At 61.1% G+C, this 21,810-nt stretch carries 22 protein-coding genes and 1 pseudogene; 10 read left to right on the top strand and 13 right to left on the bottom strand.

Translation table 11 applies throughout. The features are described from left to right. The first annotated feature begins 268 nt into the window (after window positions 1-268). Together PR017_RS03440 and PR017_RS03435 are read left to right on the top strand one after the other, a co-directional pair. Complete coding sequence (locus PR017_RS03440) at window positions 269-706, top strand: VirK family protein (RefSeq protein ID WP_111220309.1); 438 nt, start codon at window positions 269-271, stop codon at window positions 704-706. 120 nt (window positions 707-826) lie between these two features. Next, the gene (locus tag PR017_RS03435) at window positions 827-2,053 is read left to right on the top strand and encodes a cytochrome P450 (RefSeq protein ID WP_161959328.1); all 1,227 of its coding nucleotides are present in this window, start codon (window positions 827-829) and stop codon (window positions 2,051-2,053) included. Window positions 2,054-2,098: 45 nt separating this feature from the next. Here PR017_RS03435 and PR017_RS03430 read toward each other — a convergent pair whose 3' ends face one another. The 3 genes from PR017_RS03430 to PR017_RS03420 form a co-directional block, all read right to left on the bottom strand. Continuing rightward, entirely contained in the window at window positions 2,099-2,521 is a 423-nt protein-coding gene (locus tag PR017_RS03430) for a GNAT family N-acetyltransferase (protein ID WP_111220769.1), read from the bottom strand. A 156-nt stretch (window positions 2,522-2,677) separates the two neighbouring features. Continuing rightward, window positions 2,678-3,679 carry a peptidoglycan-binding domain-containing protein gene (locus PR017_RS03425; RefSeq protein ID WP_111220307.1) on the bottom strand — a complete coding sequence of 334 codons (1,002 nt, stop codon included), beginning with the start codon at window positions 3,677-3,679 and terminating at the stop codon, window positions 2,678-2,680. Next, entirely contained in the window at window positions 3,651-5,168 is a 1,518-nt protein-coding gene (locus PR017_RS03420; protein ID WP_206423182.1) for a sensor histidine kinase, read from the bottom strand. The genes PR017_RS03425 and PR017_RS03420 overlap by 29 nt, the downstream gene beginning before the upstream one ends. A gap of 469 nt (window positions 5,169-5,637) precedes the next feature. Here PR017_RS03420 and PR017_RS03415 point away from each other — a divergent pair, with 469 nt between their 5' ends. Together PR017_RS03415 and PR017_RS03410 are read left to right on the top strand one after the other, a co-directional pair. Beyond that, window positions 5,638-6,108 (top strand): DUF5330 domain-containing protein, encoded by a 471-nt coding sequence (locus PR017_RS03415; RefSeq protein WP_111220768.1) that lies wholly within the window; start codon window positions 5,638-5,640, stop codon window positions 6,106-6,108. Between the two features lie 201 nt (window positions 6,109-6,309). Continuing rightward, window positions 6,310-6,732: a SufE family protein gene (locus tag PR017_RS03410; RefSeq protein ID WP_111220305.1), complete on the top strand. Its 423-nt coding sequence runs from the start codon at window positions 6,310-6,312 to the stop codon at window positions 6,730-6,732. 42 nt (window positions 6,733-6,774) lie between these two features. Here the strand turns inward: PR017_RS03410 and PR017_RS03405 are convergent, their stop codons facing one another. The 5 genes from PR017_RS03405 to PR017_RS03385 all read right to left on the bottom strand — a co-directional run bounded on the left by PR017_RS03405 (window position 6,775) and on the right by PR017_RS03385 (window position 11,123). Beyond that, on the bottom strand, window positions 6,775-7,461 hold the full coding sequence (locus tag PR017_RS03405; protein WP_111220304.1) for a YkgJ family cysteine cluster protein: 687 nt from the start codon (window positions 7,459-7,461) through the stop codon (window positions 6,775-6,777). A gap of 476 nt (window positions 7,462-7,937) precedes the next feature. Beyond that, entirely contained in the window at window positions 7,938-8,792 is an 855-nt protein-coding gene (locus PR017_RS03400) for a DUF6456 domain-containing protein (RefSeq protein WP_111220303.1), read from the bottom strand. Beyond that, window positions 8,782-9,210, bottom strand: coding sequence for a helix-turn-helix domain-containing protein (locus tag PR017_RS03395; protein WP_240538991.1), 429 nt, complete (start codon window positions 9,208-9,210; stop codon window positions 8,782-8,784). The genes PR017_RS03400 and PR017_RS03395 overlap by 11 nt, the downstream gene beginning before the upstream one ends. A 208-nt stretch (window positions 9,211-9,418) precedes the next feature. Next, the gene (locus PR017_RS03390; protein ID WP_111220302.1) at window positions 9,419-9,847 is read right to left on the bottom strand and encodes a Ros/MucR family transcriptional regulator; all 429 of its coding nucleotides are present in this window, start codon (window positions 9,845-9,847) and stop codon (window positions 9,419-9,421) included. Between the two features lie 769 nt (window positions 9,848-10,616). Further along, complete coding sequence (locus tag PR017_RS03385) at window positions 10,617-11,123, bottom strand: GNAT family N-acetyltransferase (RefSeq protein WP_111220766.1); 507 nt, start codon at window positions 11,121-11,123, stop codon at window positions 10,617-10,619. 195 nt (window positions 11,124-11,318) lie between these two features. On the opposite strand from PR017_RS03385, the gene PR017_RS03380 reads away from it, so the two are divergent. After that, window positions 11,319-11,861, top strand: a complete 543-nt coding sequence (locus PR017_RS03380; protein WP_111220301.1) for a hypothetical protein — start codon at window positions 11,319-11,321, stop codon at window positions 11,859-11,861. Here PR017_RS03380 and trhA read toward each other — a convergent pair. From trhA to PR017_RS03365, 3 genes are all read right to left on the bottom strand, one after another. After that, on the bottom strand, window positions 11,833-12,504 hold the full coding sequence (trhA, locus tag PR017_RS03375) for a PAQR family membrane homeostasis protein TrhA (RefSeq protein ID WP_111220765.1): 672 nt from the start codon (window positions 12,502-12,504) through the stop codon (window positions 11,833-11,835). The genes PR017_RS03380 and trhA overlap by 29 nt on opposite strands. Window positions 12,505-12,625: 121 nt before the next feature. Then, entirely contained in the window at window positions 12,626-13,141 is a 516-nt protein-coding gene (locus PR017_RS03370; protein ID WP_161959327.1) for a GNAT family N-acetyltransferase, read from the bottom strand. A gap of 89 nt (window positions 13,142-13,230) precedes the next feature. After that, window positions 13,231-13,644, bottom strand: coding sequence for a universal stress protein (locus tag PR017_RS03365; RefSeq protein WP_111220299.1), 414 nt, complete (start codon window positions 13,642-13,644; stop codon window positions 13,231-13,233). A gap of 260 nt (window positions 13,645-13,904) precedes the next feature. Between PR017_RS03365 and PR017_RS03360 the strand changes: the two genes are divergently transcribed. From PR017_RS03360 to PR017_RS03350, 3 genes are all read left to right on the top strand, one after another. Further along, window positions 13,905-14,768 (top strand): VOC family protein, encoded by an 864-nt coding sequence (locus PR017_RS03360; RefSeq protein ID WP_111220298.1) that lies wholly within the window; start codon window positions 13,905-13,907, stop codon window positions 14,766-14,768. 158 nt (window positions 14,769-14,926) lie between these two features. After that, window positions 14,927-16,096 (top strand): AI-2E family transporter, encoded by a 1,170-nt coding sequence (locus PR017_RS03355; RefSeq protein ID WP_111220297.1) that lies wholly within the window; start codon window positions 14,927-14,929, stop codon window positions 16,094-16,096. Between the two features lie 40 nt (window positions 16,097-16,136). Further along, the gene (locus PR017_RS03350) at window positions 16,137-17,432 is read left to right on the top strand and encodes an NAD(P)/FAD-dependent oxidoreductase (RefSeq protein ID WP_111220296.1); all 1,296 of its coding nucleotides are present in this window, start codon (window positions 16,137-16,139) and stop codon (window positions 17,430-17,432) included. On the opposite strand, the gene PR017_RS03345 is transcribed toward PR017_RS03350, so the two are convergent. After that, on the bottom strand, window positions 17,429-18,268 hold the full coding sequence (locus PR017_RS03345; protein WP_111220295.1) for a polysaccharide deacetylase family protein: 840 nt from the start codon (window positions 18,266-18,268) through the stop codon (window positions 17,429-17,431). The genes PR017_RS03350 and PR017_RS03345 overlap by 4 nt on opposite strands. A 168-nt stretch (window positions 18,269-18,436) precedes the next feature. After that, window positions 18,437-18,823, bottom strand: coding sequence for a DUF930 domain-containing protein (locus tag PR017_RS03340; protein WP_111220294.1), 387 nt, complete (start codon window positions 18,821-18,823; stop codon window positions 18,437-18,439). A 274-nt stretch (window positions 18,824-19,097) separates the two neighbouring features. Between PR017_RS03340 and PR017_RS03335 the strand changes: the two genes are divergently transcribed. After that, window positions 19,098-21,191, top strand: a complete 2,094-nt coding sequence (locus PR017_RS03335; RefSeq protein WP_111220293.1) for a S9 family peptidase — start codon at window positions 19,098-19,100, stop codon at window positions 21,189-21,191. 9 nt (window positions 21,192-21,200) lie between these two features. Further along, window positions 21,201-21,809 (top strand): annotated as a pseudogene (locus PR017_RS03330) (class I SAM-dependent methyltransferase). Window position 21,810 lies beyond the last annotated feature (1 nt).

Here is a 21,810-nt window from a genome sequence, read left to right as displayed (position 1 = left end):
GCCCTCCCCGTTTCCGGCCGCCCATCACGGGCGGCCGGCTTTGTCTTGCGGGGCTGCCAACGGGAATAACTGCCATGCCGGTGCGAGATGCTTCTTCAGAAAGCCCTAACATACAACCGGTGCACGATCATCGATTTGTTATATCGCAGTGCTAAATTTGACCCTGGTGCGACGATATTCGGTTTCGCAGCACCTGTTATGAAGGACGCGTGCATTCTTATCGACAACGCACCGCCTACCTTCGCTATTGCTAGTTAAAGGTCTGATTATGAAACGTTTCCTTGCCGTACTGCTTCTGGCCTGCCAGCCACTGGCAGCAAGTGCTGCTCCATCGAGCGGCCACTCCATGTCTCTCCAGTCCGTCGAAAATGCATTGGTGAAAGGCAGATCGGTCGCTGTATCTCTCGACCTCGGTCGTTGCACCTCCGGCAACGGAGATGAAAAGCCAAGCAAGACACGCGGCGGACTGAAAATCGAAGCCTTCCGGATCATGGACGACGGAACGCTGGCTTTTGCAGACGAGCACATGACGCTCGATCTCGAGGGAAAGCCCATCGTCCAGCTTTTGCGATACAGGGTCCATCCGGATAAAAATGCCGAATTCACGATGACGGTGTTCAGCCTTCCCGCATACACGCAGGTCGGGACGCCCCGCAGTTTCACCTGCAAGATCGACGACGGGATCAGCTTTTTCACCGCCCGCTGAATTGCGGGACCAGACCTGATCCGGCCATTGCACATCCGTTCCGGCTTGCAACCGTTTGGCGCGCCTTACGCAGGCGTTGCCCGAATGCGCACTGCCAGAAGTGACCATGACAGGAATTCGATGACCAGTTTCAAATTATCCAGTGGATCCGATGCCAGCGACGTCCCGACGCTTTCGATGGAGACCCTCGCCAGCAATCCCCACGAGGTTTATCGCCACTTTCGAGGCGAACTGCCGTTCATCCGGTCTGAAGCCGGCGTGTATCTGGTCCTGCGCGCCGATGATGTCCTCAACCTCTACAGCGATGCCAAGACGCGCCAGGTCGAAACAGAGTTGATCACTCTGCGAGGCGTCAAGGATGGGCCGATCTGGGATTTCATGACAAACGGCATGCTGACCTCGAATGGCGACGCTCACACGCGGCGGCGGTCGCCGATGGCAAAGACATTCGCATTCAGGATGATCGCCGCGCTGCGTCCGCACATCAGGCAGACAATTTCCGAGATTGCGGATGCGGTGACGCCTGATGGCGGCATGGACATGCTCGACGACTTCGCGACCGTTGTTCCGGCTAGGGTGATTGCGTCGATTCTCGGCTTGCCGCGAGCCGATGTGGGCAAATTTTCGGAGATCGTCTACCGGTTCAGCCCGCTGCTGGGCGGCTCCTGGCTTGCGAAGGACGTGCCCGAATTGCAGCAGGCGGCGGCCGATCTTCGGCGCTATGTCGGGGAGATCGTGACCAGGCGCAGCCTTGAAAAGGCGGATGATTTCGTCAGCGAGTTTATGTCCAACGTCGAAGAAGAGGGATCGCTGACGGCCGAGGAAGCCATCACCCAGATCATGACCCTGATTGTCGGCGGCAGCGACACGACCCGCTCCGCGATGGTCATTCAGCTCTCCCTGCTCCTCCAGCATCCGGATCAGTGGAACTCCGTCGTCGAGAATCGCGATCTGGTGCCGAACGCGGTCCTGGAATGCCTTCGCTATGAACCGGCAATCGGATCGGTGCCCCGCGTCACCACGATGGATATCGAACTCGACGGGCACGTTCTTCCGGCCCACAAAGCGTGTTCTCTGGTCACCATGTCCGCCCTCAGGGATGAAAAGCTATATCCAGAGCCGGAGCGCTTCGACATTACGCGCGAGCAGCTGAAGTGGCATCCGGTTTTCGGCGGAGGGGCGCATCGTTGTCTCGGAGAAGCACTGGCAAGGGCGGAGCTGGAGGAAGCCCTCACCGTGCTCGCCGAGCGCTTTCCCGGCGTCAAAGCCGCCGGTGAGTTTCCGAAAGTCAGGGGCTTCTCGGGCATTCGCCAGGTTCAGAACTTCGCCGTCACCCTGAATGCTTAGGGCCGGTATTTCTTCCATGCGGAACAGGCGGATGGCATAGCACGGTCACGAAGCGGGCTCGTTGCCGAGCGCCGCGAGTGCTTCACCATCCAGGCGGTAGTAAATCCTGTCCATTTTGCGCGTGCCGCCTGTTTCGTCGTAAAAGGCGAGTAGCCGTTCGTTGGCGGCGTCTGCCGTCCAGTCTATGCGGACGAGGCCCCTCTCGCCTGCGAGCACCGCCAGCGTCCGCACCAGCGAGCGTCCTACCCCCTGCTCCCGACAGGCGGCAGTGACGTAGAGTTCCTTCAGGAATATGCCGGGCTTGAGGCCGGCTCCGGGATAGGTCGAACTGAAAGCGCAGAGGCCGACGACCTTGCCGTCGTCTTCGGCAACCAGAATTTCGGAGCCTGCCGGCCGGGTGCGCAATTGCTGTAGAATGTCCGGCGTCGGGGGGCAGAAGAGTTTGTAGTGCGCCTGCATTTCCTCCATGAGCGCGACCAGACCTGCTTCGGCGGGATCGTTTGCTTGGAGCAGGCGGAATTCGACAGCCACTTCATATCCTCCAAAAGACATGCATTGGGTTAGGCCATGGTGTTCGGCAAGCCTGATCCACACAGCGGCAGCGACATTGCCACCGCAACCCGATCACAGGGCGCCGATCTCGCGGAGTTTTTTCAAGACGACGCCGTCGGGTTCGCCGGTTTCCGGCAGGCGGTAATGTTTCTGGAAGTGGAGGATGGCGGTGCGGGTGCTCTCGCCGGCAACGCCGTCGATGCTGACATTGCTGTAGGCGATGTTGCTCAGGCCCTTCTGGATCTGCATCACCATCGTCGCGTTGGCCACCGCATCTGGCACCGGCTTTTTGGCCGGCGTCACGGAGGCGGTCCTGACCGATGCGGTCTTGACGTCCTTTTCCGAGCTCATGATGGCGGCGGCAACCGGATCGGCGGCAGCGGCATTCGAGGAGATGTCGGCCGGCGGCTTCTCGGCTGGGACGGCGACGCCGGGCTTGGTATCCGCCTTCAGCGCGGCCAGCAATTGCTCGCTCGCCTCGCCCGTCTGTTTCAGCCCGGCGGATTGCTCGAACGAAAGGATGGCAGCCGTCGTGCGCGGGCCGATGATGCCGTCGGCCGCGCCGTTGTAGAGGCCACGGCGAACCAGTTCGGCCTGCACCTGCGAGACCACGTTGCCCGGCTCGGCGACGGGAGCCTGCGCCGTTGCGACAGGTGCCGCCGCGGCTGGTGCCGGCGGCGCGGATGTCGCCGTGTCGTCCGGGCGTTCGATGCGGAAGGTTGTGGTGTCGGCGGGGTCGTGACGGGCGCTGGAGGGCTTGCGTCCGGCAAGCTGATAGGGCGATGACGCGTCACGCGTGCGGAAGAACGGAGACGGGTGGTTGCCAGGCTGGTACCAGAGCGCATTGGTGGCGATAAAGCTGAAGATCACGGCGAAGGCCATGGTACCGCCAGCGGTCGCGGGATAGCGGCCGATGACGCCGCCGAGATGGCCGGCTCCGCGCAGGGTTGCGCCACCGACGAGGCCGGCACCGCGCAGACCAAGGCTGCCAACGGCCATCGCACTGCGGGACGCGAGCCCGGACTGCTGCCGTTTGCCCTTTCCCTTAGGCGATTTTCGCTTTCGCGTGGCCATAGACTGCTTCCTTGCTCTGTGTTTCCAAATGCTCCACGGAACGGAGACGCGGCGGGAATTCCACCGGCTGCTGATCTTCTGCCGTCTGTACCAGCGTGCCGTCAAGCGGTACCAGCACGGTAATCACAGTTCCATGACCGGGCGTGCTGGCGATGCCGAAGCTGCCGCCATGCAGCGCCACCAGTCCCTTGACCAGCGACAGGCCGAGGCCCGTGCCCTCGTAACGACGGGAATGTTCGCTGTCGATCTGCACGAAAGGCTGGCCGAGCGAGGCGAGCCGCTCAGGCGCGATGCCGATGCCGGTATCGCTGACGCAGATCTTCAGCATGTCGCCGGCCCGCGTCGCATCGACAGTGACAGCACCGCCGGCATCGGTGAACTTGATGGCATTGCCGACGAGGTTGATCAGCACCTGCTGGATGGCCCGCTGGTCGGCGACGACCTCGCCGAGATCGCGCTGGATACGGCTTGCCAGTTTCAGGCCCTTGGTCTTTGCCTGCAGCGACAGCATCGCCTCGCAGGACTTGATGGCCGAGGCAATCGCGAACGGCTCGACGATGAGCTCGTAGCGGCCGGACTCGATCTTGCTCATGTCGAGCATGGCATTGACGACGGAGAGCAGGTGGGCGCCGGAATCGCGGATCAAGCCGACATATTCGCGCTGACGGTCGTTTTCAAGCCGACCGACATATTCGCCGGCCAGCATGTCGGAAAAGCCGAGGATGGCGTTCAGCGGCGTACGCAGCTCGTGGCTGACGGCGGCAAGAAAGCGGGACTTGGCGTCATTGGCCGATTCCGCCTCTGCCGCCTTGCGGATCTCGGCGTCGCGCTGCTGCTGTTCGCGGCCGATGTCGCGGGCCTGGGCGACGATGTCCGTCAACAGGCCATCGGCATCGCGACGGGCTGTCATGTCCATGCTGATATGGGCGAACTGGTCGCCGTCGATGGCGCCGGCCGGGCGGTCGAGCCGGAGACGGATGGCAACGGCATCGGATCCCTGGCGGATGGCATCGAGAGCCTGCAGGAAAACGATGCGATCGGAAACGTGGACCTGCTCGAAGAAGCCGCGGCCAAGGGCCGGACGCATCCAGCCGAGGAACCCGGCACGGTCGCGCCCGCCGACAGTGGTGACGACACCCTGTGCGTCGAGCAGCAACACAAGACCGGCGGCGGCCTCGAGCATCAGCTCCTGGCGCTGGATGATGACGGGTGCTTCGATTGGCAACGGCCTCTGGCGCGACAGGGCGATACTGCCGACGGCGGAGAACAGGAAGGCTGCGCAAACGGTGGCGACACCGACCGGCAAGGCGACGGCTGGCGTGGTGAGGAAAGACAGGCCGCACGGCACGACAACCAGCGCCATCGACGACAGCAGCGCAACGCGCCGCAGGATCGCAAGTTCCTCGCCGCGCACCTGCCCGTCGCCCGACGTCCGGGAGAGCCAGCTTCCGCCGGCCCTGTCCACAAGGGCGATCGCCTTTTCAGCCATTTTACTCAATACGCGCACACCAAAATCCGCACAAAAGGCGTCTATTTCTGTCCCGATAATAGGCGTTGCGCGCTTAAGGAAAGGATAAGCCAAAAGGCCCAATCCACCGCTGAAAAGCCGGAAAATCCCGTTTTGACGCATTGAAAGGATGCATCGGTTTTTGTAGTTAACAGGGGGTAAGCGATGGATTTCACTGCTTTTTCGTGTTTTCGTTAAGGTTTGTGGCAGGCGACGGGAGCGCAACCCCCGGCATTCTCTGGAGATGGCCTGCAACATGCTTAACGGCGGCCACGACAATTTGACTTAAATGTGCATAAAATGCCGATAGCTCGCATTTGAACTAAATTGGCCTCAAATGCCTTCTAGTTTTGAAAAGCGATGTCAGCATCTGCGGACTAGGTTTGTTTCAACCGGGAAGACCGGATCGATTCGGCTCCAAGACCGAACGAAAAACAGGATGGGCAACACGATGTGGTTTCTGATCAAGACAGCCTTCTGGTTCTCGCTGGTACTGGTACTTCTGCCGGTTTTCTCCTCGCAAAGCACCAATCGCACCCAGAACAACCCGCAGGTCCAGATGTCCGACGCCGTTACGGCAGCAACGGGCGCCTTTCAATACGTAACGTCGCTATGCAGCGAGAAGCCCGAGATTTGCGTCAAGGGCGGCGAGACCTTCACGGCGCTCGGCTACAGAGCCCGTGAAGGCGCACTGGTCGCCTATGAGATGATCGACCATCAGCTTTCCGGCAAGCCGGCCGACAAGACTGCCAGCAATGCCGGCGCACCCGATGCATCCCGCCAGCAGGTCGCCGTCGCCGCGCCGCAGGCAGAGCCCGACATGCAGCCGATGCCGCCGAAACCCGGCAGCGACGCCAGTGACAGCGTCTTCACCGGCACCATCATCCACGTTCCGGTGCCTATGCGCCGCCCGGTCCTCTGAGCCGACATGAATTCCGCGACGCCGGGCAAGTATCCGGTGCCGCCTCTCCTTTACCCTGACGTGCCGTGCCTGCCCTGTTAAACTCCCAGCATATTGCTGCGCCGTGTGGACTTGCTCCGCACGGCGTTCTTTTTTCAGCGCGGGTTCAAATCCCGGATGCTTTCGCCTATATGCCAGTCTCAGAGACAGTGGACATATGCGATGACCAGCCTTGACAAAATCATGGACGATTTCACCTTCCTCGAGGACTGGGAGGATCGCTACCGCTATGTGATCGAGCTTGGCAAGGCGCTGCCGGACCTGCCGGAAGAACAGCGGACCGCTGCCAACAAGGTGCAGGGCTGCGCCAGCCAGGTCTGGCTCGTCAGCCACACCGAAGATGGCGCCAAGGACCCGGTGATGACGTTCGAGGGTGAGTCCGACGCCCATATCGTCCGGGGGCTGGTGGCCATCGTGCTCGCCACCTATTCCGGCAAGCGCGCGTCCGATATCGCCGATCTCGATGCCATAGAGGTGTTCGGCAAGATCGGACTGGTCGAACACCTTTCGTCGCAACGCGCCAACGGCCTGCGCTCGATGGTCAAGCGTATCCGCGAAGAAGCGCGCGACAAGGTCGCCGCCTAGGTTTTCCGTCGGGGATATTGCGAGCGCTTTGCCTGATTGCTGTCAGCCGGCCAACTGCTGCAGCAGGGCTGACGAGAGCCCCTGTTGCTGGCCGGGCAATCCACGGCGCCGCGCTGTTTCTTCCAGCGCCCGCGTCGCGAATTCATAGAGACGATAGCGCGCCGGGTTTTGATCGACACCGCCGCCATCCGGGTTGTCTCCGAAAACCACCTGCTGACAGCGCGGCAGGGAGGTCGAGGTGAAGCTTCGACAGGAGAGCGGGCGGACCGCATAGACCGTGCAGCTGCCGCCGTCGTCGAGAAGTGCGCAGGGTGTCCGCAACAGCTGCGGTGTCGCCGAGGCAGCATCGGCTGCAACTTTAGCCTCCAACCGCGAAACTAGCTTTTCGCGCTCGATGACCGTAAAGTGATTGTCGACATGGGCAGCGATGACCTCGGCCACGCCGGGCGGCACGGCGACGAACAGATGGCAGCAGGGGCTGCATCCTTTCGAACAGGCAAAGTGCGGCTGGCCGGCGAAATTGCTCCTTACGCTATCGACAGCGGCGTCCGCCACAGACATGGTGGTCAACGCCGCATCGGCCATGTCGGAGGCGCCGTCCAGCGTCTCCAGGAGCACCGCGTAGAACTCCGCGAACATCGCATCGTAGCGCTGCGTCACCATCCGCGTCAGCTCGCCGACGGTGGCGATATCCTCTATGACGCGCAGTCGGGCCTCGTCGTGATCCATCGATGTCTTGACCCATTCCTGGAGAGAGCAGCACAGCCCGAATACGGGCTTTGGGATCTGGCCTATCCCTCGCCCGACGATTCGTCGAGTCGCGCAAGGATTGCTTCCCGGTTGCGTTATCCCGCTATCAAGATGGTGACGGCACTTCTTTGCGTTTCAGCAAAACAACGAGCTTCTCTCCGCTCAAACGATTAACCAGGCATTTAACCGTAGATTGCAATGTGGCATTGGAACGACTGCAAGTGGTCATGATGGCCCAATGCATAAACATGTAACCCTGACGCGAACGTTACACACGCATCATCGCGCTCATCCGCACTCCAAACATCCCCAAAAAAACGTCTTTTCGCTGAACGAAAGGTCAACGGGAGACGGCCGCCGTTGCATCAAGCGCCTGGAACCGCGCATGCCATCGCGAATCCCATGCGGAAAAGCTGAAGATAAAAGGACGATTTCCGGCGCAGCGGGCGAACCGGCTACAGTAGATCGGGTCGATATCCTTCCGCTCCCCAGTGCTGGGTGGCGGAATTCTTCTGAGATCGAGGTGGCGTATAGTGTCGCGAAAGCGTCAGCAGCGCGGTGCGCAGCATCAGCTTGGCAGATCGCGCAGGCCATTGCCTTTCGCGCTCGACGGTCGTCAGACCTTTGGTGAAGCAGCAGATATCCAGCGCGACACCGCTGAGCTCGGGCCCCATCGCGGCGATGGCGCGGTTGACGGCGAGACGGGCCACCATGGCGCTGTCTGCGATGTCGGCCATGCCGCCGCGCCCGCCTCTGGCCGAACTCGCAAGGCGCGGCTCCCACGAGGCGGTGACGCGCGGCTGCAACTGTCCACGATTGAAATCGGCCGCCAGCTTTTCCCCGGCAGCGAGAGCCGCCTCCGGCAGGAAAGGCGCGCCATTGCGATCTTTCAGCCGGGAAAGTGCGGCTAGCGGCGATTCCGCCTGATCGAACCGCACTTTCTGCCTGGCGCCATCGACCTCGGCGCTGGAGGAAACAATATCGGCATGCTGGGCCAGGAACTCCTCTTCCGTGTCGGCGGCGGCACGACGCAGGAAGCTGCGAGCCGGCAGCAACAACATCAGGCACTTGGCCGTCTCCGAAGGCACGGATAGCGCGTCAGGGGCCGACAGGTCCGCAGTCGATGGGCTGTCCGTGACAAGGCCCGCTGCCATGGCCCAGTCGATCAGTCCGGCAGCGCTGAACTGCCGGCGTCCGTCCACACTTTGGAGCACCACGCCGCCGGGCTCGGGGGTCATGACGGCACCGGCGCCGATGAAACGCAGCAATCTGACCAGCGACTTGCGGGATGGGGGTGTCCTAGTGCTCATCTGCCGCTCCCTGAGATGCTGCAAACACCGAGCCGGCCAGCCGCTCGACGGAATCGACGAAGCCGTCATAGGCCAGGTCGTCGCGCCTGCCCTCGACGATCCGCAGGGAATAGGCCACCGTGCTGCGGTCGCGGCCGAAGGCGTCGGCGATATCGGCGATGGGGATCTGCAGCGCGACGTGGCAGACATACATGGAGATCTGGCGGATATGCCACATCGTCCGCCTCCGGTCCCGCCGGTGCAGGGTGCGCTCGCTGACCAGCGCCGACATCTCGCCGGCCATCCGGTTGACGATACCGCAGGTGGCTTCGACCGAGAGAAAGCCGCGGCGGACGGGCACGAGCGCGGTGCCCGTTAGCACGACTGGCAGAGGAATGATGGCAGGGAGAGAGAGGGGAACGAGAGGATCGATGGACATGTTAAACTCCTTTTTAGGAATTTATTCACACATCGACACAGATAGCAAGAACCATCAATTGATAGACGCCAACAGACGTTTACTGAATTACATGATTAAATTGGAAATTACCCTCAATATTTATGGGATTATTTTCCTTAATAGTGAAACTTTCCCCACAAAAAACCGGGCTCAAGGCCCGGTTCTGTGTCGTCATGTGCTTGTTGTCTCAGCGGGCGCGCTTGCGGCGCTGGCCGAGACCCATTTCCTTGGCGAGACGCGAGCGCGCTTCTGCATAGGCGGGAGCAACCATGGGATAGTCCGCCTGCAGGTCCCATTTTTCGCGATAATCTTCCGGCGACAGGGAATGATGCGTCATCAGGTGGCGCTTCAGGGACTTGAAGCTGCCGCCACATTCCAGGCAGGTGATCTGGTCATCCTGTACGGACTTGCGTACGGAAACGGCAGGCTTCTGCTTTTCAACAACAGCCACTGCGGCGACCGGTACCGAGGTACCGCTAAGCGCGGAATGCACGTCGGAAATCAGGTGTGCGAGGTCACTTACGGGAACAACGTGATTGCTCACGTAGGCGGCGACGATGTCGGCCGTGAGTTCAACAAGCAAGTCAGCGCCGGCACCAGGAACCGCGTCTGTCATTCATATTCTCCTATTCACATTTCTTCAGAGGCAAGCCGCTCCGGCTCGTCTCAGTTCCGGTCAGCGTCGCGTCGACATAGTCTTTCGCAACGCAACTGCATGTGACTTCAAGACACCCCCAAGTCTTGTCACCGCATGAACAGCAAATTGTGTGCCAACGAATCGGCATGCCGAGTTTGAGCGCCCGCAGATGAACCAACAAACCGTTCGCAAAACCCGTTGCAATAAGCTTCAAGCATCAATGGCGCAATTGAGAGTTCAAACGCACGTCAAATTCGACTTGCTATGAATTATCACTGTCGGCGTGAAAGTCCAGCCATCAAATGGAACAATTCGCGTCCCAAATTCAGACACATTGGGAAATGTAAATGTAATTATACTTCGAATTTTCAACTTGAAGGAAAATTAACAGATCATGAAATAGGATCGCGGTTGCAATGTTTCAGACGGTCAAATCCGTTATTCTGCACAGCAATAGACACCTGCGATAGCAAAGTACGCCTATCTATTTGTGTACGAACAAAAGACCTCCGAAAGAGCGCCGCGTCAAGTTGGAAACGCGCGTATAGGAGAAATAGCCAGTGCATGGCCCAGAGTTTCTTCGCTGCGCATTCAACCGGCAGTTAAGCTGCCAAGTACTGCCGGGTGCATTTGCTCCGGCACTCTCGGTACAGCATCTGTCACGGCGGGACCTTACCGTCGCGCACCCGCTATTGGTCGATGTCCGGCATCAACCTCATGCGAACCGAGGCGGAGAACGGCCCGACGGTCAGGACAGTAGCCGCAACTCCATGCAGGTCAGATCGAGCCAGCGCCCAAACTTTATGCCGACTTCCGAAAAAGTCCCGACGACGCGAAATCCGAGTTTCTCGTGCAGGCGGATGGACGCCTGGTTCTCGGCCTCGATGCCGGCGATCATCACGTGGACCTTGCCGGCAGCAGCGCGCTCGATCAGGGCTCGCATCAGTTGCTCGCCGATCCCCGCGCCGCGCGCCTCCCGGTCGACATAGACCGAATGCTCGACGGTGTGGCGATATCCGTCGAAGGCGCGCCAGTCACCATATGACGCGTAACCGTAGACCTTGCCGTCGCGCTCCGCGACCAGGACCGGATAGCCCTTGGCGATGCGTGCGCTCCACCACTGGCGGCGGTTGTCGATGTCGACCAGCACTTCGTTCCAGATCGCCGTGGTATGCTCGACGGCATGGTTGTAGATGTCGCGGATTGCGGCCAGATCGGCGTCGATGGCATCGCGCAAAATGATGGGGGCGGTCACGGCACACTCCGTTTTTTGACGATCGACGGCATACGCCGCGCCGTGGCCAAAGTAAATCTGCCGCTCTTGCATGGCTAAGGCCGCGATGACTTATCCTTGGGCAATTCCCCATATTAATTTTTCAAGACTACGAGATTCTTGGCTCGAAATACGCTAAACAAGAGACATCCTTCGTTCTTGCCATCCGGAAAATGCATGTTGTCGCGCCTTGCTGCCTGTCTGCTCCTGTCTGCAGTGTCTGCGCTCTCAACCGCGCAGGCTCATGCGAACGAATGGTGGCCCTACGACAACAGCCGCTTCGGCTACAGCATCGAACTGCCGCCCGGTTTCGGGCTTACCCTCCTTGCCAATCACGGCGACGGACTTTCCCTCGCGCCGGCCGACAAATCAGCCCGGTTGCTGGTATTTGCCACCCCCGCCTTCAGCAGCGATTTTCAGAGCGAGGCGAAAACACGTCTGGTGCTGGCGAGGCAGGATGGCTGGCAGGTGTCGTTTTCGAAGACGACCTCGCAGGGCTTCAGCTTCACCGGCGTCAAGCGCGACAGGCTGGTCTACGGGCGCGGCGTGGCGCTTTGCAACGGGGCATCGGCCTTCTTCCAGATGGACTATGCCAAGGCGGAAATGCAGCGTTACGATGCCGTGCTGATGCGGCTGGTGCGCAGCCTCAAGGCAACCGAAAAATGCAATCCCGGGGGCCAGAAGCCGCCGTTCAAAGGCTCGCTGGCGGCGACAGGCTGAAGCAGGTCATGACCGCCGCATAGTGGATGCCGGCGGCCGTCAGCACAAACGCGTGCCATATGGCGTTCTGGAACCGCAGTTTTTCCCAGACGTGGAAGATCACGCCCAGCGAATAGACGACACCGCCGACGACGATCAGCAGCATCGAGACGGACGGAATCCGCGCTGCCACAGGTCCCGCCACCAGCACGCCGCTCCAGCCCATGGCTAGATAGAGCAGGATCGCCAGCCTGTCATAACGGCCGGGAAATCCGCATTTCAGCACGATACCGATCGCAGCGAAAACCCATAGTGCGATCAAGGTCGACAGCAGCAGCGGATCGTCGGCTCCGCGCTCGAGAAACGGCGTGTAGGTGGCGGCAATCAGTACGAAGATCGCCGAATGATCGAACCGCCGCAGGATCCACTTGGTCGGCGAGACCGGCCAGATGTTGTAGGAAAACGACATGGTCATCGTCAGCACGAGGCCGAGGCCGTAGATCCAGGCAGCGGCGATTTCGCCCTCAGATCGCCACAGCGTCGCATAGACGATGAGCACCGTGGCGCCGATCAGCGCCAGCACAACGCCGACGCCGTTGACGATGCTGTCTGCAATGATTTCGGATTTGTCGTAAGCCCAGCGGATACCCTTGAACTCCGCCACCGGTGAATGTGCGTCGCGATTTGCCATGCCGAATGGTGCCATCTGATGGATTTCGGGGCAAGTGTTGCGGATGCGGAGAAGGCAGGGTTGCGGTCACTATGAGACCAAGCCTTCCCCACCGTCACCCCTCGTCAAGCGCGCGGCGGAGGATGAAGTTTTCGTGGCGCTCGCCGTCCAGTTCGAAGTCTGTGGAACCAGCGCGCTGGAAGCCATGTCTTTCGTAGAAGGCGACGGCATCGGCGTTTTCGTGGTTGACGGACAGCCAGGCGGCAGCGGCGCCGCGATGCTGGAACGTCTGGAGCGCCCGGTTCAGCAGTTGCGTCCCGATGCCCCGGCGCAGGAAGTGCTCCTGGACGTAGAGGGTGGCAATTTCCGACTGCAGCCGGTCGTCCGACGGGCACGGCGCCTTGAAGGCGAGACGGACATAGCCGACCAGATGATTGTCCTCTTCGCAGACTATGAACATCTGCTGCTCGTCTTCGACGGCCTGACGGAACTTGTCCGCCGTGAACTCCGATAGGACATAGGTCGAAAGTGCGGTCCTGACGCCGCGCTTGGCATAGGTATGGAGAAAAACCTGTGTCGTCAGCGCTGCCACATTGGCGGCATCGTCTGCTACAGCCTCACGAAACTCCATTCCGCCTTCCCCTACCCTTGGTGTATTTAAGTGGTAGCCGATAGCATACTCCGGCGGAGAGAGAGACCCGGATTTCGTCCTCCGCTCCCCTATCCACGTTCGACGAGGATGGAGCATTTGGCGTGGCGGACGACGCGGTCGGCGGTTGCGCCCAGAAAGTAGTTCGACAGGTCGGGTATGTGAGATGAGACGATGAGGAGGTCTGCCTCATGTTCCTCGGCAGCTTTCAGGATCGCTGCTGCCGGCGAGCCGGTGCGGACTTCGACGAGGGCCGAAACAGCGAGGCGCTTGCAGAGATCCTGGAGCTTCAGGTCGGCGTCGCCGATGGCGTCGGTGACGAAATCCTGGGGCAGGTCGAGGATGAGCGAGCTCGGGATATCCTCCACGACATTCAGCGCGACGATCTCGCCGGCGGCATCGAGCAGTTCCATCGCACGTCGCAGCGCAGGCTCACCCTTCGCCAGCGTTCCGATATCGATGGCCACGATGATCTTTTTGTACATGCTCTTGCCCCTTTGGACGCCCCGTTGCTGTCCATGACCACTGTAACGGGGGCGCCCGACAATCCCTTGATCGAGGTCAAAGGCTGCTAGCGTCAACAAGGGATGCACGCTTCATCGTCAAAAACAGATCTTATGCGAACGAGGGATATCGGCCATATACGATGGTGAAGGCGGTGGCGGGACCTCGGGTCCTGCCAGTCGTCCCATCAATGCCGCCTCGCGCGACAGATATAATACCCGGACACCGGGCAGGAGATTTCATGACCGAGACCGTACCGTCCTATGCGCTGACGCGCCCAGCCTATGTCGGCCAGTCGCATCTGGTCGTCAGCGACCTGCCACTGGTTTCCAGTTTCTACAAGTCGATGCTCGGACTGAAGTCGATGGAAAAAAGCGAAAGCGGCGAATTGCTCGGCGTTGGTGGAAAGCCGCTGCTGTCGCTCACCACCGACAAGGCGGCCAGACGTGCACCACAGAATGCGCCCGGCCTGTTTCACACGGCCTTCCTGCTGCCGGAAAGGACCGAGTTGGCGCGCTGGCTGCGCCATGCAGCCCACAACAATGTCCAGCTGCAGGGCGCTTCCGACCATCTGGTCAGCGAGGCCATCTATCTTGCCGATCCGGAAGGCAACGGCATAGAGATCTACGCCGACCGCGCCCACGACCTCTGGAAGCTGCAGACCGACGGAATGATCGAAATGGCGACGCTGGCGCTGGACCTGCAGAAGCTCTACGAAAGCGCGCCACAGGACAGCTGGGCCGGCATGGCGGACGGCTCGGCCATCGGCCATATCCATCTGCAGGTCGGCAATATTCCGGAAGCGGATGCCTTCTATCGCGATGTCCTCGGCCTGAAGATCATGGCTCGCTATCCCGGCGCCAGCTTCTTTGCCAGCGGCGGTTACCACCATCATGTCGCGGCCAACATCTGGAACAGCCGTGGCGCCGGCGCCCGCACGGAGAACATGACGGGGCTGTCCGACTACACGCTGCGCTTCAACGACCGCGCTGCCCTAGATGCGGCCGTCGGCGAGCTTGACGGGCTGGAAATCCGCCACGAAAAGCGCGACGGCGGCGTGTCACTGAGAGACCCCTGGGGTATCGGTTTGACGCTGACCGCATAGGGCATTCCGCTCCCTCAGTGGCCCATTGATTGGGCGGTCGAAATGCCACGCAATGGCGGCCAGTCGGCTACAACCTTTAGCTTACCGATATCGGGAACCCGCAGTGCCTTTGCGCGTTAAGGGTGCGAGGCGCTGGGGCTTCCGGAACTTTCATAAAAATGGGCATTGCCAACGGTATACGTAAGCAGACACGCAAGATTGCCATAGAGCGCGAGATGCGGTTGAGCAGCTGGGCCAATTCGCTGAAACAGGCGACTGAACAGATGGAAGGCGGGGCACCCGTGCGCCGGGTCGAAAAGGACGGGCTCGATGTGGCGTCCGCCTGGGCAATCATCGGCATTTTCCTGATCATGGCCGGAGCCGGCATCTACTTCATGTCGGTCATCCTCATTCCGGTGACGCTTGCAATCGTCGTCGGCATGATACTCGGGCTTGTGGCCGAAAAGCTCAGCAAGCTCGGGGTTCCGCGCATCCTCAATGCCGTGCTTCTGTCGAGCTCCGTGGCGCTGATCATCTTCCTGATCATCAATGGCGTCGCCGGGCCTCTTGCCGCTCTGGCGAGCCAGGGTCCGGACATGTTCCAGAACTCCATCGACCGCATCATGCCGTTCCTGCAGAAAATTCACTGGCTGCACATTACGCCGAAGACATTCGAGAGCGGGCCGATGTCGGCCGGCGCCCTGATCGAGAATACCGGCAGCATCCTCCATATGGTGACCACGAACCTGACACCCGCCATCGTCCAGGGGCTAGTTTTCTTCGCCGCACTGCTGCTCTTCCTGGTCGGCCGCGTCAATCTTCGCAAGGCGATCATCATGGCGTTCAAGGGTCGGCCTGAGCGGCTGGCTGCTATCCGCGTCATCAATGCCGTCGAACAAGTCCTCGGCTATTATTTCGCGACCGCGTCGCTGATCTACGTGGGGCTCGGCGTTATCATGACGGCGATTGCGTATTTCGGCGGGCTGAGCATGCCAGCCTTGTGGGGCGTGTTTGCGTTTCTGTCGAGCTTCGTGCCGTTCCTCGGCATTACGCTCATGACCGTCGCAGTCGCCATTGCCGGCGTCCTGACCCATGACAGCATCCTCGTCGGCCTCATACCCGCAGCGATTTTCTTCTCTGTCCACCTGACAATGGAAAACCTCGTGTTCCCCGCCGTGATGGGCCGCCAGCTCGAACTCAATCCCTTCATCGTGTTCGTCGCAATCATCTTCTGGACATGGATGTGGGGCGCGGTCGGCGCGATGCTTGCCCTTCCCCTGTCGCTGATCGTCATGACCGTCATCAACGAAGTGTTCATCGAGGAAAAGCCGCAGCCGCAGCTTCCCTGACTGTTCTGCGCGCATGCTTTTTCCTGGAGCAAGAGACTAAATGCCGACAGATCTGCAGATGAATACTACCGAGCAGTCCGCCCTCGTCACCGGCCGCGCCCCCTGGGGCCGGCTGGCTTTGCATCCATGGTACAGCCCGTTGCGCGAAAGCCTTTCGGTGGACGTTGCCATCGTCGGCGGAGGGATCACGGGATCGCTGATCGCAGAACACCTGACCGCGCGCGGCTACTCCGTCTGTGTCATCGACCGGGAAGCACCGGGGCTTGGCAGCACATCGGCAAGCACGGCGATGCTGATGTGGGAGCTCGATACATCGCTCTCCGATCTGTCGCTCTCCTACGGCTATGACAGGGCGGCCGCGATATACCGGCGCAGCGTCGTTGCTGTCTCTGGCCTCGGCAAGCTGATCGAGCGGCTGCAGATCCCCTGCGGCTACCGACAGCGCTCGAGCCTGTATCTCACAAACAGCATCGGCGGCGCGCGTGAACTGCAGCAGGAACTGGCGCTCCGCAAGCGTGCCGGGTTGCCGGGCGAGTATCTGTCGCATCCCTACCTGATGACCGAATTCGAGATCGAACGCGACGGCGCGATCCTCTCCCCCGGTGCTGCGGAAGTCGATCCGCTGATGCTGGCCTGGGGACTGCTCGCAGTTGCCGTCAAGCGCGGCGCGCAGCTCGTCAATGCATCCGCTACGCGCATCCGCACGGAAGGCCGTTCCGCCGTCATCGAGACCGATGGCAACCACGTGATCGAAGCCCGGAACGTGGTGCTCGCAACCGGCTATGCGATGCCCGGCATTCCGATGCCGAAGCTCCATCGCGCCACCTCGAGCTGGGCGATGGCCACCGTGCCGCAGGACCCGAACAGGCTGTGGCGCGACCGCGCGCTGATCTGGGAAGATAGCCACCCCTACCTCTACATGCGGACATCGGCGGACAACCGCATCATCATCGGCGGCGAGGACGATGCGACGGTGCTGCCGGCCCTGCGCGATGCCAAGATGGCCGACAAGATCGACACCCTCCGCGAGAAGCTGGCGCGGCTCTGGCCACAGGCAGACACCACTGCCGAATACCGCTGGTGCGGCACGTTCGGCGAAACGGTGGACGGCCTGCCGCTGATCGGCCCGGTTCCCGACATGCCGAACGTACTCGCTGCGTACGGTTACGGCGGCAACGGCATAACCTTCTCGTTCATGGCCTCGCTGATGATCGGCGCACTGGTCGCAGACGAACGACGCGACTGGTTCGACGATTTCGCGCTTGACCGCGAAGGTCCTGTCTACCGCGGCTTCCCCGGCGGGAAACCCGTACCGGAGCGTGAGCTACCGCTCTAGCGCGATGCGTGCTGGGTGGTGTTGTCGTCGCCCTGCACGACGAAGTCCTGCAGCCGGACGAACTGGACACCGCGTGCCTTGAGGTCGAGAATGCCCTTGACGACGCCCTCGCCGGAGGAATGGGTCGGCTGGTTGATATGCGAGATCAGCACGTCGCCGTCTTTGGCGCTGAGATACTGCTTCTCCACGATGGCGGCCGGCAGGGACGCTCCGGCATCGCCGTTGATCGAATAGCCTGCCACCTCGAAGCCGAGCGCGCGGATCTGGGCGATGGCCGATAGGTCGTATTTGGCCGTTGCGCCGCGAAACCAATGGGCCTGCGGGATGCCATGGGCCAGCATCGCATCGGAGCCGCCCTGCACTTCCTGGGCCACGGCCGCCGGCGATCCGGCAGCGGCGATGCCATAGACCAGCGTCGGCCGGTCGACCGTCGGGATGTGGTTGAGGCCGTGGTTTTCAAGCTCGAACAGATCCGAACGGGACAGCATCAGCGCCAGTGCATCCGGATTGGTGCGCAGCCAGCGGGCAGTGACGAAGATCGTCGCCGGCACGTTCTGGTCGATCAGCGTGTTGAGGATACGCATGTCGGTCTTGCCCATGCAGGCGTCGAAAGTCAGCGCCACGCGCGTCGCGGGCTTGCCGGCGCGTGCCACGTGCAGGTGCGGTTCGACCAGCTTCACCGCCGGGGCGGATGCGTTTGGCTTCGGAGCGAGCGACGGGGCTGCGAGCGCTGTTTGGACGGGCGCCACCGGGGCCGCCGGAAATGCCGAATTAGCGGACATGGCCGCAGGGATGGCGACAAGCAGGGCTGCGGAGGTCAGGAGCAGTCGGATCATGGGGGCAGCCACCGTGTCAGGGACATCTGATTTCAAAGGGCGCCGGGGCACCGGTCCCTGCAATCCCATGGCAAGGCGACCGATCTGTGGCGCGATGGCATCGCTTTACCGCCAAACCTGGCAGAAGCAACAGCTTTCGACGCCGAACGAACGTCCGGCGTCACGCGCTCAGTCGTAGAGATAGTGTTTCTGCCAGTCGTCCCTTGGGACTTTCTCGCCGATCTGGAAACTCAACGATTTCACGTCGATCTGTTCCGGTCCCGTGACGCAGTTGTAGGTCAGGTGATACCATTCGCCCTTGCTGCGGAACACCGCGCCGGGCGCCTTGATGGTATCTGATGTCATTGCCGGATCGCCGAAGGTATAGGCGATGACCTTGTCTGGATGGTAGTCCTTTTCGGCGGCTATGCGCTTCATCGCCTCGGTATCGCAACTCTGTTCCAGGCGCTCGGCAGGATCGAGCTTTTCCAGCTGTTTCTTGATGGCGGCATCGACGGCGTAGGAGGTCGTGGCGAGGCAAACGGCGGGGATCAGGACGCCGACGAATTTCAGCATGAAATGCACTTCCTTGGTTCAGTTCAGAACTGTACCGGCAGTGAGCCCACGCTGCAGCGCGACAGATTGCCGATTCACATGTTTGTAACACTTCGTGAGTTTGGGAAATATTGTGGTGACATCATGGCGGGTGTGTCCGAGCCCTGGCGTTACGGCCTGCAAATCTCGCAATCGTGACACCGGCAGCAGAGCCTGCGCGGCGACAAGACGCTTGATCCCGCACCGGCCGGTGTCTATCTCTCTGTCATCCTCGAGCACCAGAAAGCGAGCCTCCGTGTCGATATTCAAGTCCCTGCCGACCGCCCCCGTCGCCCCGAAACGCCCGGTAACCGACACCCGCCACGGCATCACGAGGACCGACGACTACGCCTGGCTCCGGGCCGACAACTGGCAGGCGATGTTCAAGGATCCGTCCATCCTCGATACCGACATCCGCAAGCATCTGGAGGCCGAGAACGCCTACATGAACGCCGCGATGGAAGACACCAAGGACATCCAGAAGGTGCTGTTTGCCGAAATGAAGGGCCGCATCAAGGAGGACGATTCCTCGGTGCCGGTGAAGGACGGCCCGTTTTCCTATGGCACGCTGTTCGTGACCGGCGGCGAGCAGCCACGCTACTTCCGCGAGGCACGCGATGGCGGCGAGCGCAAGCTGATGCTCGACGGCGACAAGGAAGCGGCCGGCAAAGGCTATTTCCGGCTGGCCGGCCTCGACCACTCGACGGACCATGCCTTCGGCATCTGGGGCTATGACGACAAGGGGTCGGAATATTTCACGCTCAAGGTGCGCGACCTTTCAACCGGCGAGGACCTTGCCGATGTTGTCGAGAATACCGGTGGCGGCGGCGTCTGGGCGCCCGACGGCAAGAGCTTCTTCTATTCGGCACTCGACGAGAACCACCGCCCGTCGAAGGTCTTCCACCACATCGTCGGCACACCGCAGGCGAGCGACCGGCTGGTCTACGAGGAGACCGATCCGGGCTTCTTCATGGGCGTCGGCGGATCTCTGCTCGACGACTACATCTTCATCGACATCCACGACCACGAGACATCGGAATACCGCATCCTCTCAACCAAGGACCTGATGGCCGAGCCGAAGCTGGTGGCGGCGCGCGAGGAAGGCATCGAATACGAGATCGCCGAGGGCGGCGACGTGTTCTACATCCTCACCAACGACGGCGATGCCCTCGACTTCAAAATCATGCAGGCGCCGGCAGCAACGCCGGAAAAGGAACACTGGACGGAGGTCGTCGCCCACAAGCCGGGCACGCTTATCCTCTCGCACATGGCCTATGCGCGTCACCTGATCTGGCTGGAGCGCAAGGACGGACTGCCGCAGATCATCGTGCGCGATCGCGAGAGCGGCGAAGAGCATGCCATCGGCTTCGACGAGGAGGCCTATTCGCTCGGCCTGCAGGGGGCTGCCGAATACGATACCGACACCATCCGCTTTTCCTATTCGTCGATGACGACCCCAAGCCAGCTCTACGACTACAATATGGTGACGCGCGAGCGCACGCTTCTGAAGACGCAGGAAGTGCCATCCGGCCACGATGCCAACGACTATATCACCCGTCGCGTCTTTGCCACCGGCTGGGATGGCGTCGAGGTGCCGGTCTCGCTGCTTTATCGCGCAGACACGCTGCTCGACGGCACCGCCCCATGCCTGCTCTATGGCTACGGCGCCTACGGCATGGCCATTCCCGCCAGCTTCAGCACCAATGCGCTGTCGCTCGCCGACCGGGGCTTCATCTATGCCATCGCCCATGTCAGGGGCGGCAAGGACAAGGGTTTTGCCTGGTACGAAGACGGCAAGATGGACAAGAAGACCAACACCTTCAAGGACTTCATCTCGGCTGCGGATTATCTGAGCGAGAACAAGTTCACGTCTTACGCGAAGATCATCGCCGAAGGCGGTTCGGCCGGCGGCATGCTGATGGGCGCCGTCGCCAACATGGCACCTGAAAAATTCGCCGGCATCATCGCCGCCGTGCCCTTCGTCGACGTGCTCAACACCATGCTCGACGACACGCTGCCGCTGACCCCGCCGGAATGGCCGGAATGGGGCAACCCGATCGATTCCAGAGAAGAATACGACCACATCGCCAGCTACAGCCCATACGATAACGTCGGCGCCAAACCCTACCCGCCGATCCTGGCGCTGGGCGGCCTCACCGACCCCCGCGTCACCTACTGGGAGCCCGCCAAATGGGTCGCCCGTCTCCGGGAAAAGACCACCGGCAAAGCCCCGATCCTGCTCAAGACCAACATGGACGCCGGCCACGGCGGCGCCTCCGGCCGCTTCCAGCGGCTGGAAGAGATCGCGTTCGAGTATGCGTTTGCACTGAAGGTGGTGGGGAAGATGTGAGGGGCATATATGGATCGGGACGATGAAACGCTCGCCTTCTACAGTGCCTAGGCTTTAGCCTACACGTCACGAGGTCAGACGCCGAACGAGCATTTTTTGGATAGGTTCATGGCCGTTCTTCCGCCTGGCGGCGCCATTCTCGAGCTTGGGTGCGGGGTCGGTCAGGATGGAGAGGTGATGATCGGCCGTGGCTTCGATGTCACAATGACGGACGGGACGCCGGAGATCGCTTTTTCGGCGGCAACGCGTCTGGGTAGACCCGTATCGACACTTCTTTTCGAGGACCTCGATGTCATCGAGGCCTTCGATGGAGTATGGGCCAACGCTTGCCTATTGCATGTGCCGAGATCCGCCTTACCGCGGGCTCTTTCGAACGTCCATGCGGCTTTGAAGGCCGGGGGTTTTTTCTATTCCAGCTTCAAGGCAGGGGGCAGCGAAGGACGCGACCCGCTCGGCCGGTACTACAATTACCCCTCGCAACGCTGGCTCACGGCTGTCTATGATGCCTCGAATTGGGACGTCCTCTCCATGTCGACGACCGAGGGTGGCGGTTACGACGGGGCACCGACACAATGGCTTCACGTGATGGCGACAAAGTCTGCTAAAGGAGGCGGCTGAC

The sequence above is a fragment of the Rhizobium tumorigenes genome, from assembly GCF_003240565.2.
GTDB classification, from domain to species: domain Bacteria; phylum Pseudomonadota; class Alphaproteobacteria; order Rhizobiales; family Rhizobiaceae; genus Rhizobium; species Rhizobium tumorigenes.
Note: the sequence above shows the minus strand (reverse complement) of the source record. Positions and strands in the feature narration are given on the sequence as shown.

Excerpts from the sequence above, each read along its gene's own strand:
- PR017_RS03440 (WP_111220309.1), top strand. The coding sequence starts at position 269 with ATGAAACGTTTCCTTGCCGTACTGCTTCTGGCCTGCCAGCCACTGGCA.
- PR017_RS03435 (WP_161959328.1), top strand. The coding sequence starts at position 827 with ATGACCAGTTTCAAATTATCCAGTGGATCCGATGCCAGCGACGTCCCG.
- PR017_RS03430 (WP_111220769.1), bottom strand. The coding sequence starts at position 2,521 with ATGGAGGAAATGCAGGCGCACTACAAACTCTTCTGCCCCCCGACGCCG.
- PR017_RS03425 (WP_111220307.1), bottom strand. The coding sequence starts at position 3,679 with ATGGCCACGCGAAAGCGAAAATCGCCTAAGGGAAAGGGCAAACGGCAG.
- PR017_RS03420 (WP_206423182.1), bottom strand. The coding sequence starts at position 5,168 with ATGGCTGAAAAGGCGATCGCCCTTGTGGACAGGGCCGGCGGAAGCTGG.
- PR017_RS03415 (WP_111220768.1), top strand. The coding sequence starts at position 5,638 with ATGTGGTTTCTGATCAAGACAGCCTTCTGGTTCTCGCTGGTACTGGTA.
- PR017_RS03410 (WP_111220305.1), top strand. The coding sequence starts at position 6,310 with ATGACCAGCCTTGACAAAATCATGGACGATTTCACCTTCCTCGAGGAC.
- PR017_RS03405 (WP_111220304.1), bottom strand. The coding sequence starts at position 7,461 with ATGGATCACGACGAGGCCCGACTGCGCGTCATAGAGGATATCGCCACC.
- PR017_RS03400 (WP_111220303.1), bottom strand. The coding sequence starts at position 8,792 with ATGAGCACTAGGACACCCCCATCCCGCAAGTCGCTGGTCAGATTGCTG.
- PR017_RS03395 (WP_240538991.1), bottom strand. The coding sequence starts at position 9,210 with ATGTCCATCGATCCTCTCGTTCCCCTCTCTCTCCCTGCCATCATTCCT.
- PR017_RS03390 (WP_111220302.1), bottom strand. The coding sequence starts at position 9,847 with ATGACAGACGCGGTTCCTGGTGCCGGCGCTGACTTGCTTGTTGAACTC.
- PR017_RS03380 (WP_111220301.1), top strand. The coding sequence starts at position 11,319 with ATGTTGTCGCGCCTTGCTGCCTGTCTGCTCCTGTCTGCAGTGTCTGCG.
- PR017_RS03370 (WP_161959327.1), bottom strand. The coding sequence starts at position 13,141 with ATGGAGTTTCGTGAGGCTGTAGCAGACGATGCCGCCAATGTGGCAGCG.
- PR017_RS03365 (WP_111220299.1), bottom strand. The coding sequence starts at position 13,644 with ATGTACAAAAAGATCATCGTGGCCATCGATATCGGAACGCTGGCGAAG.
- PR017_RS03360 (WP_111220298.1), top strand. The coding sequence starts at position 13,905 with ATGACCGAGACCGTACCGTCCTATGCGCTGACGCGCCCAGCCTATGTC.
- PR017_RS03355 (WP_111220297.1), top strand. The coding sequence starts at position 14,927 with ATGGGCATTGCCAACGGTATACGTAAGCAGACACGCAAGATTGCCATA.
- PR017_RS03350 (WP_111220296.1), top strand. The coding sequence starts at position 16,137 with ATGCCGACAGATCTGCAGATGAATACTACCGAGCAGTCCGCCCTCGTC.
- PR017_RS03345 (WP_111220295.1), bottom strand. The coding sequence starts at position 18,268 with ATGATCCGACTGCTCCTGACCTCCGCAGCCCTGCTTGTCGCCATCCCT.
- PR017_RS03340 (WP_111220294.1), bottom strand. The coding sequence starts at position 18,823 with ATGCTGAAATTCGTCGGCGTCCTGATCCCCGCCGTTTGCCTCGCCACG.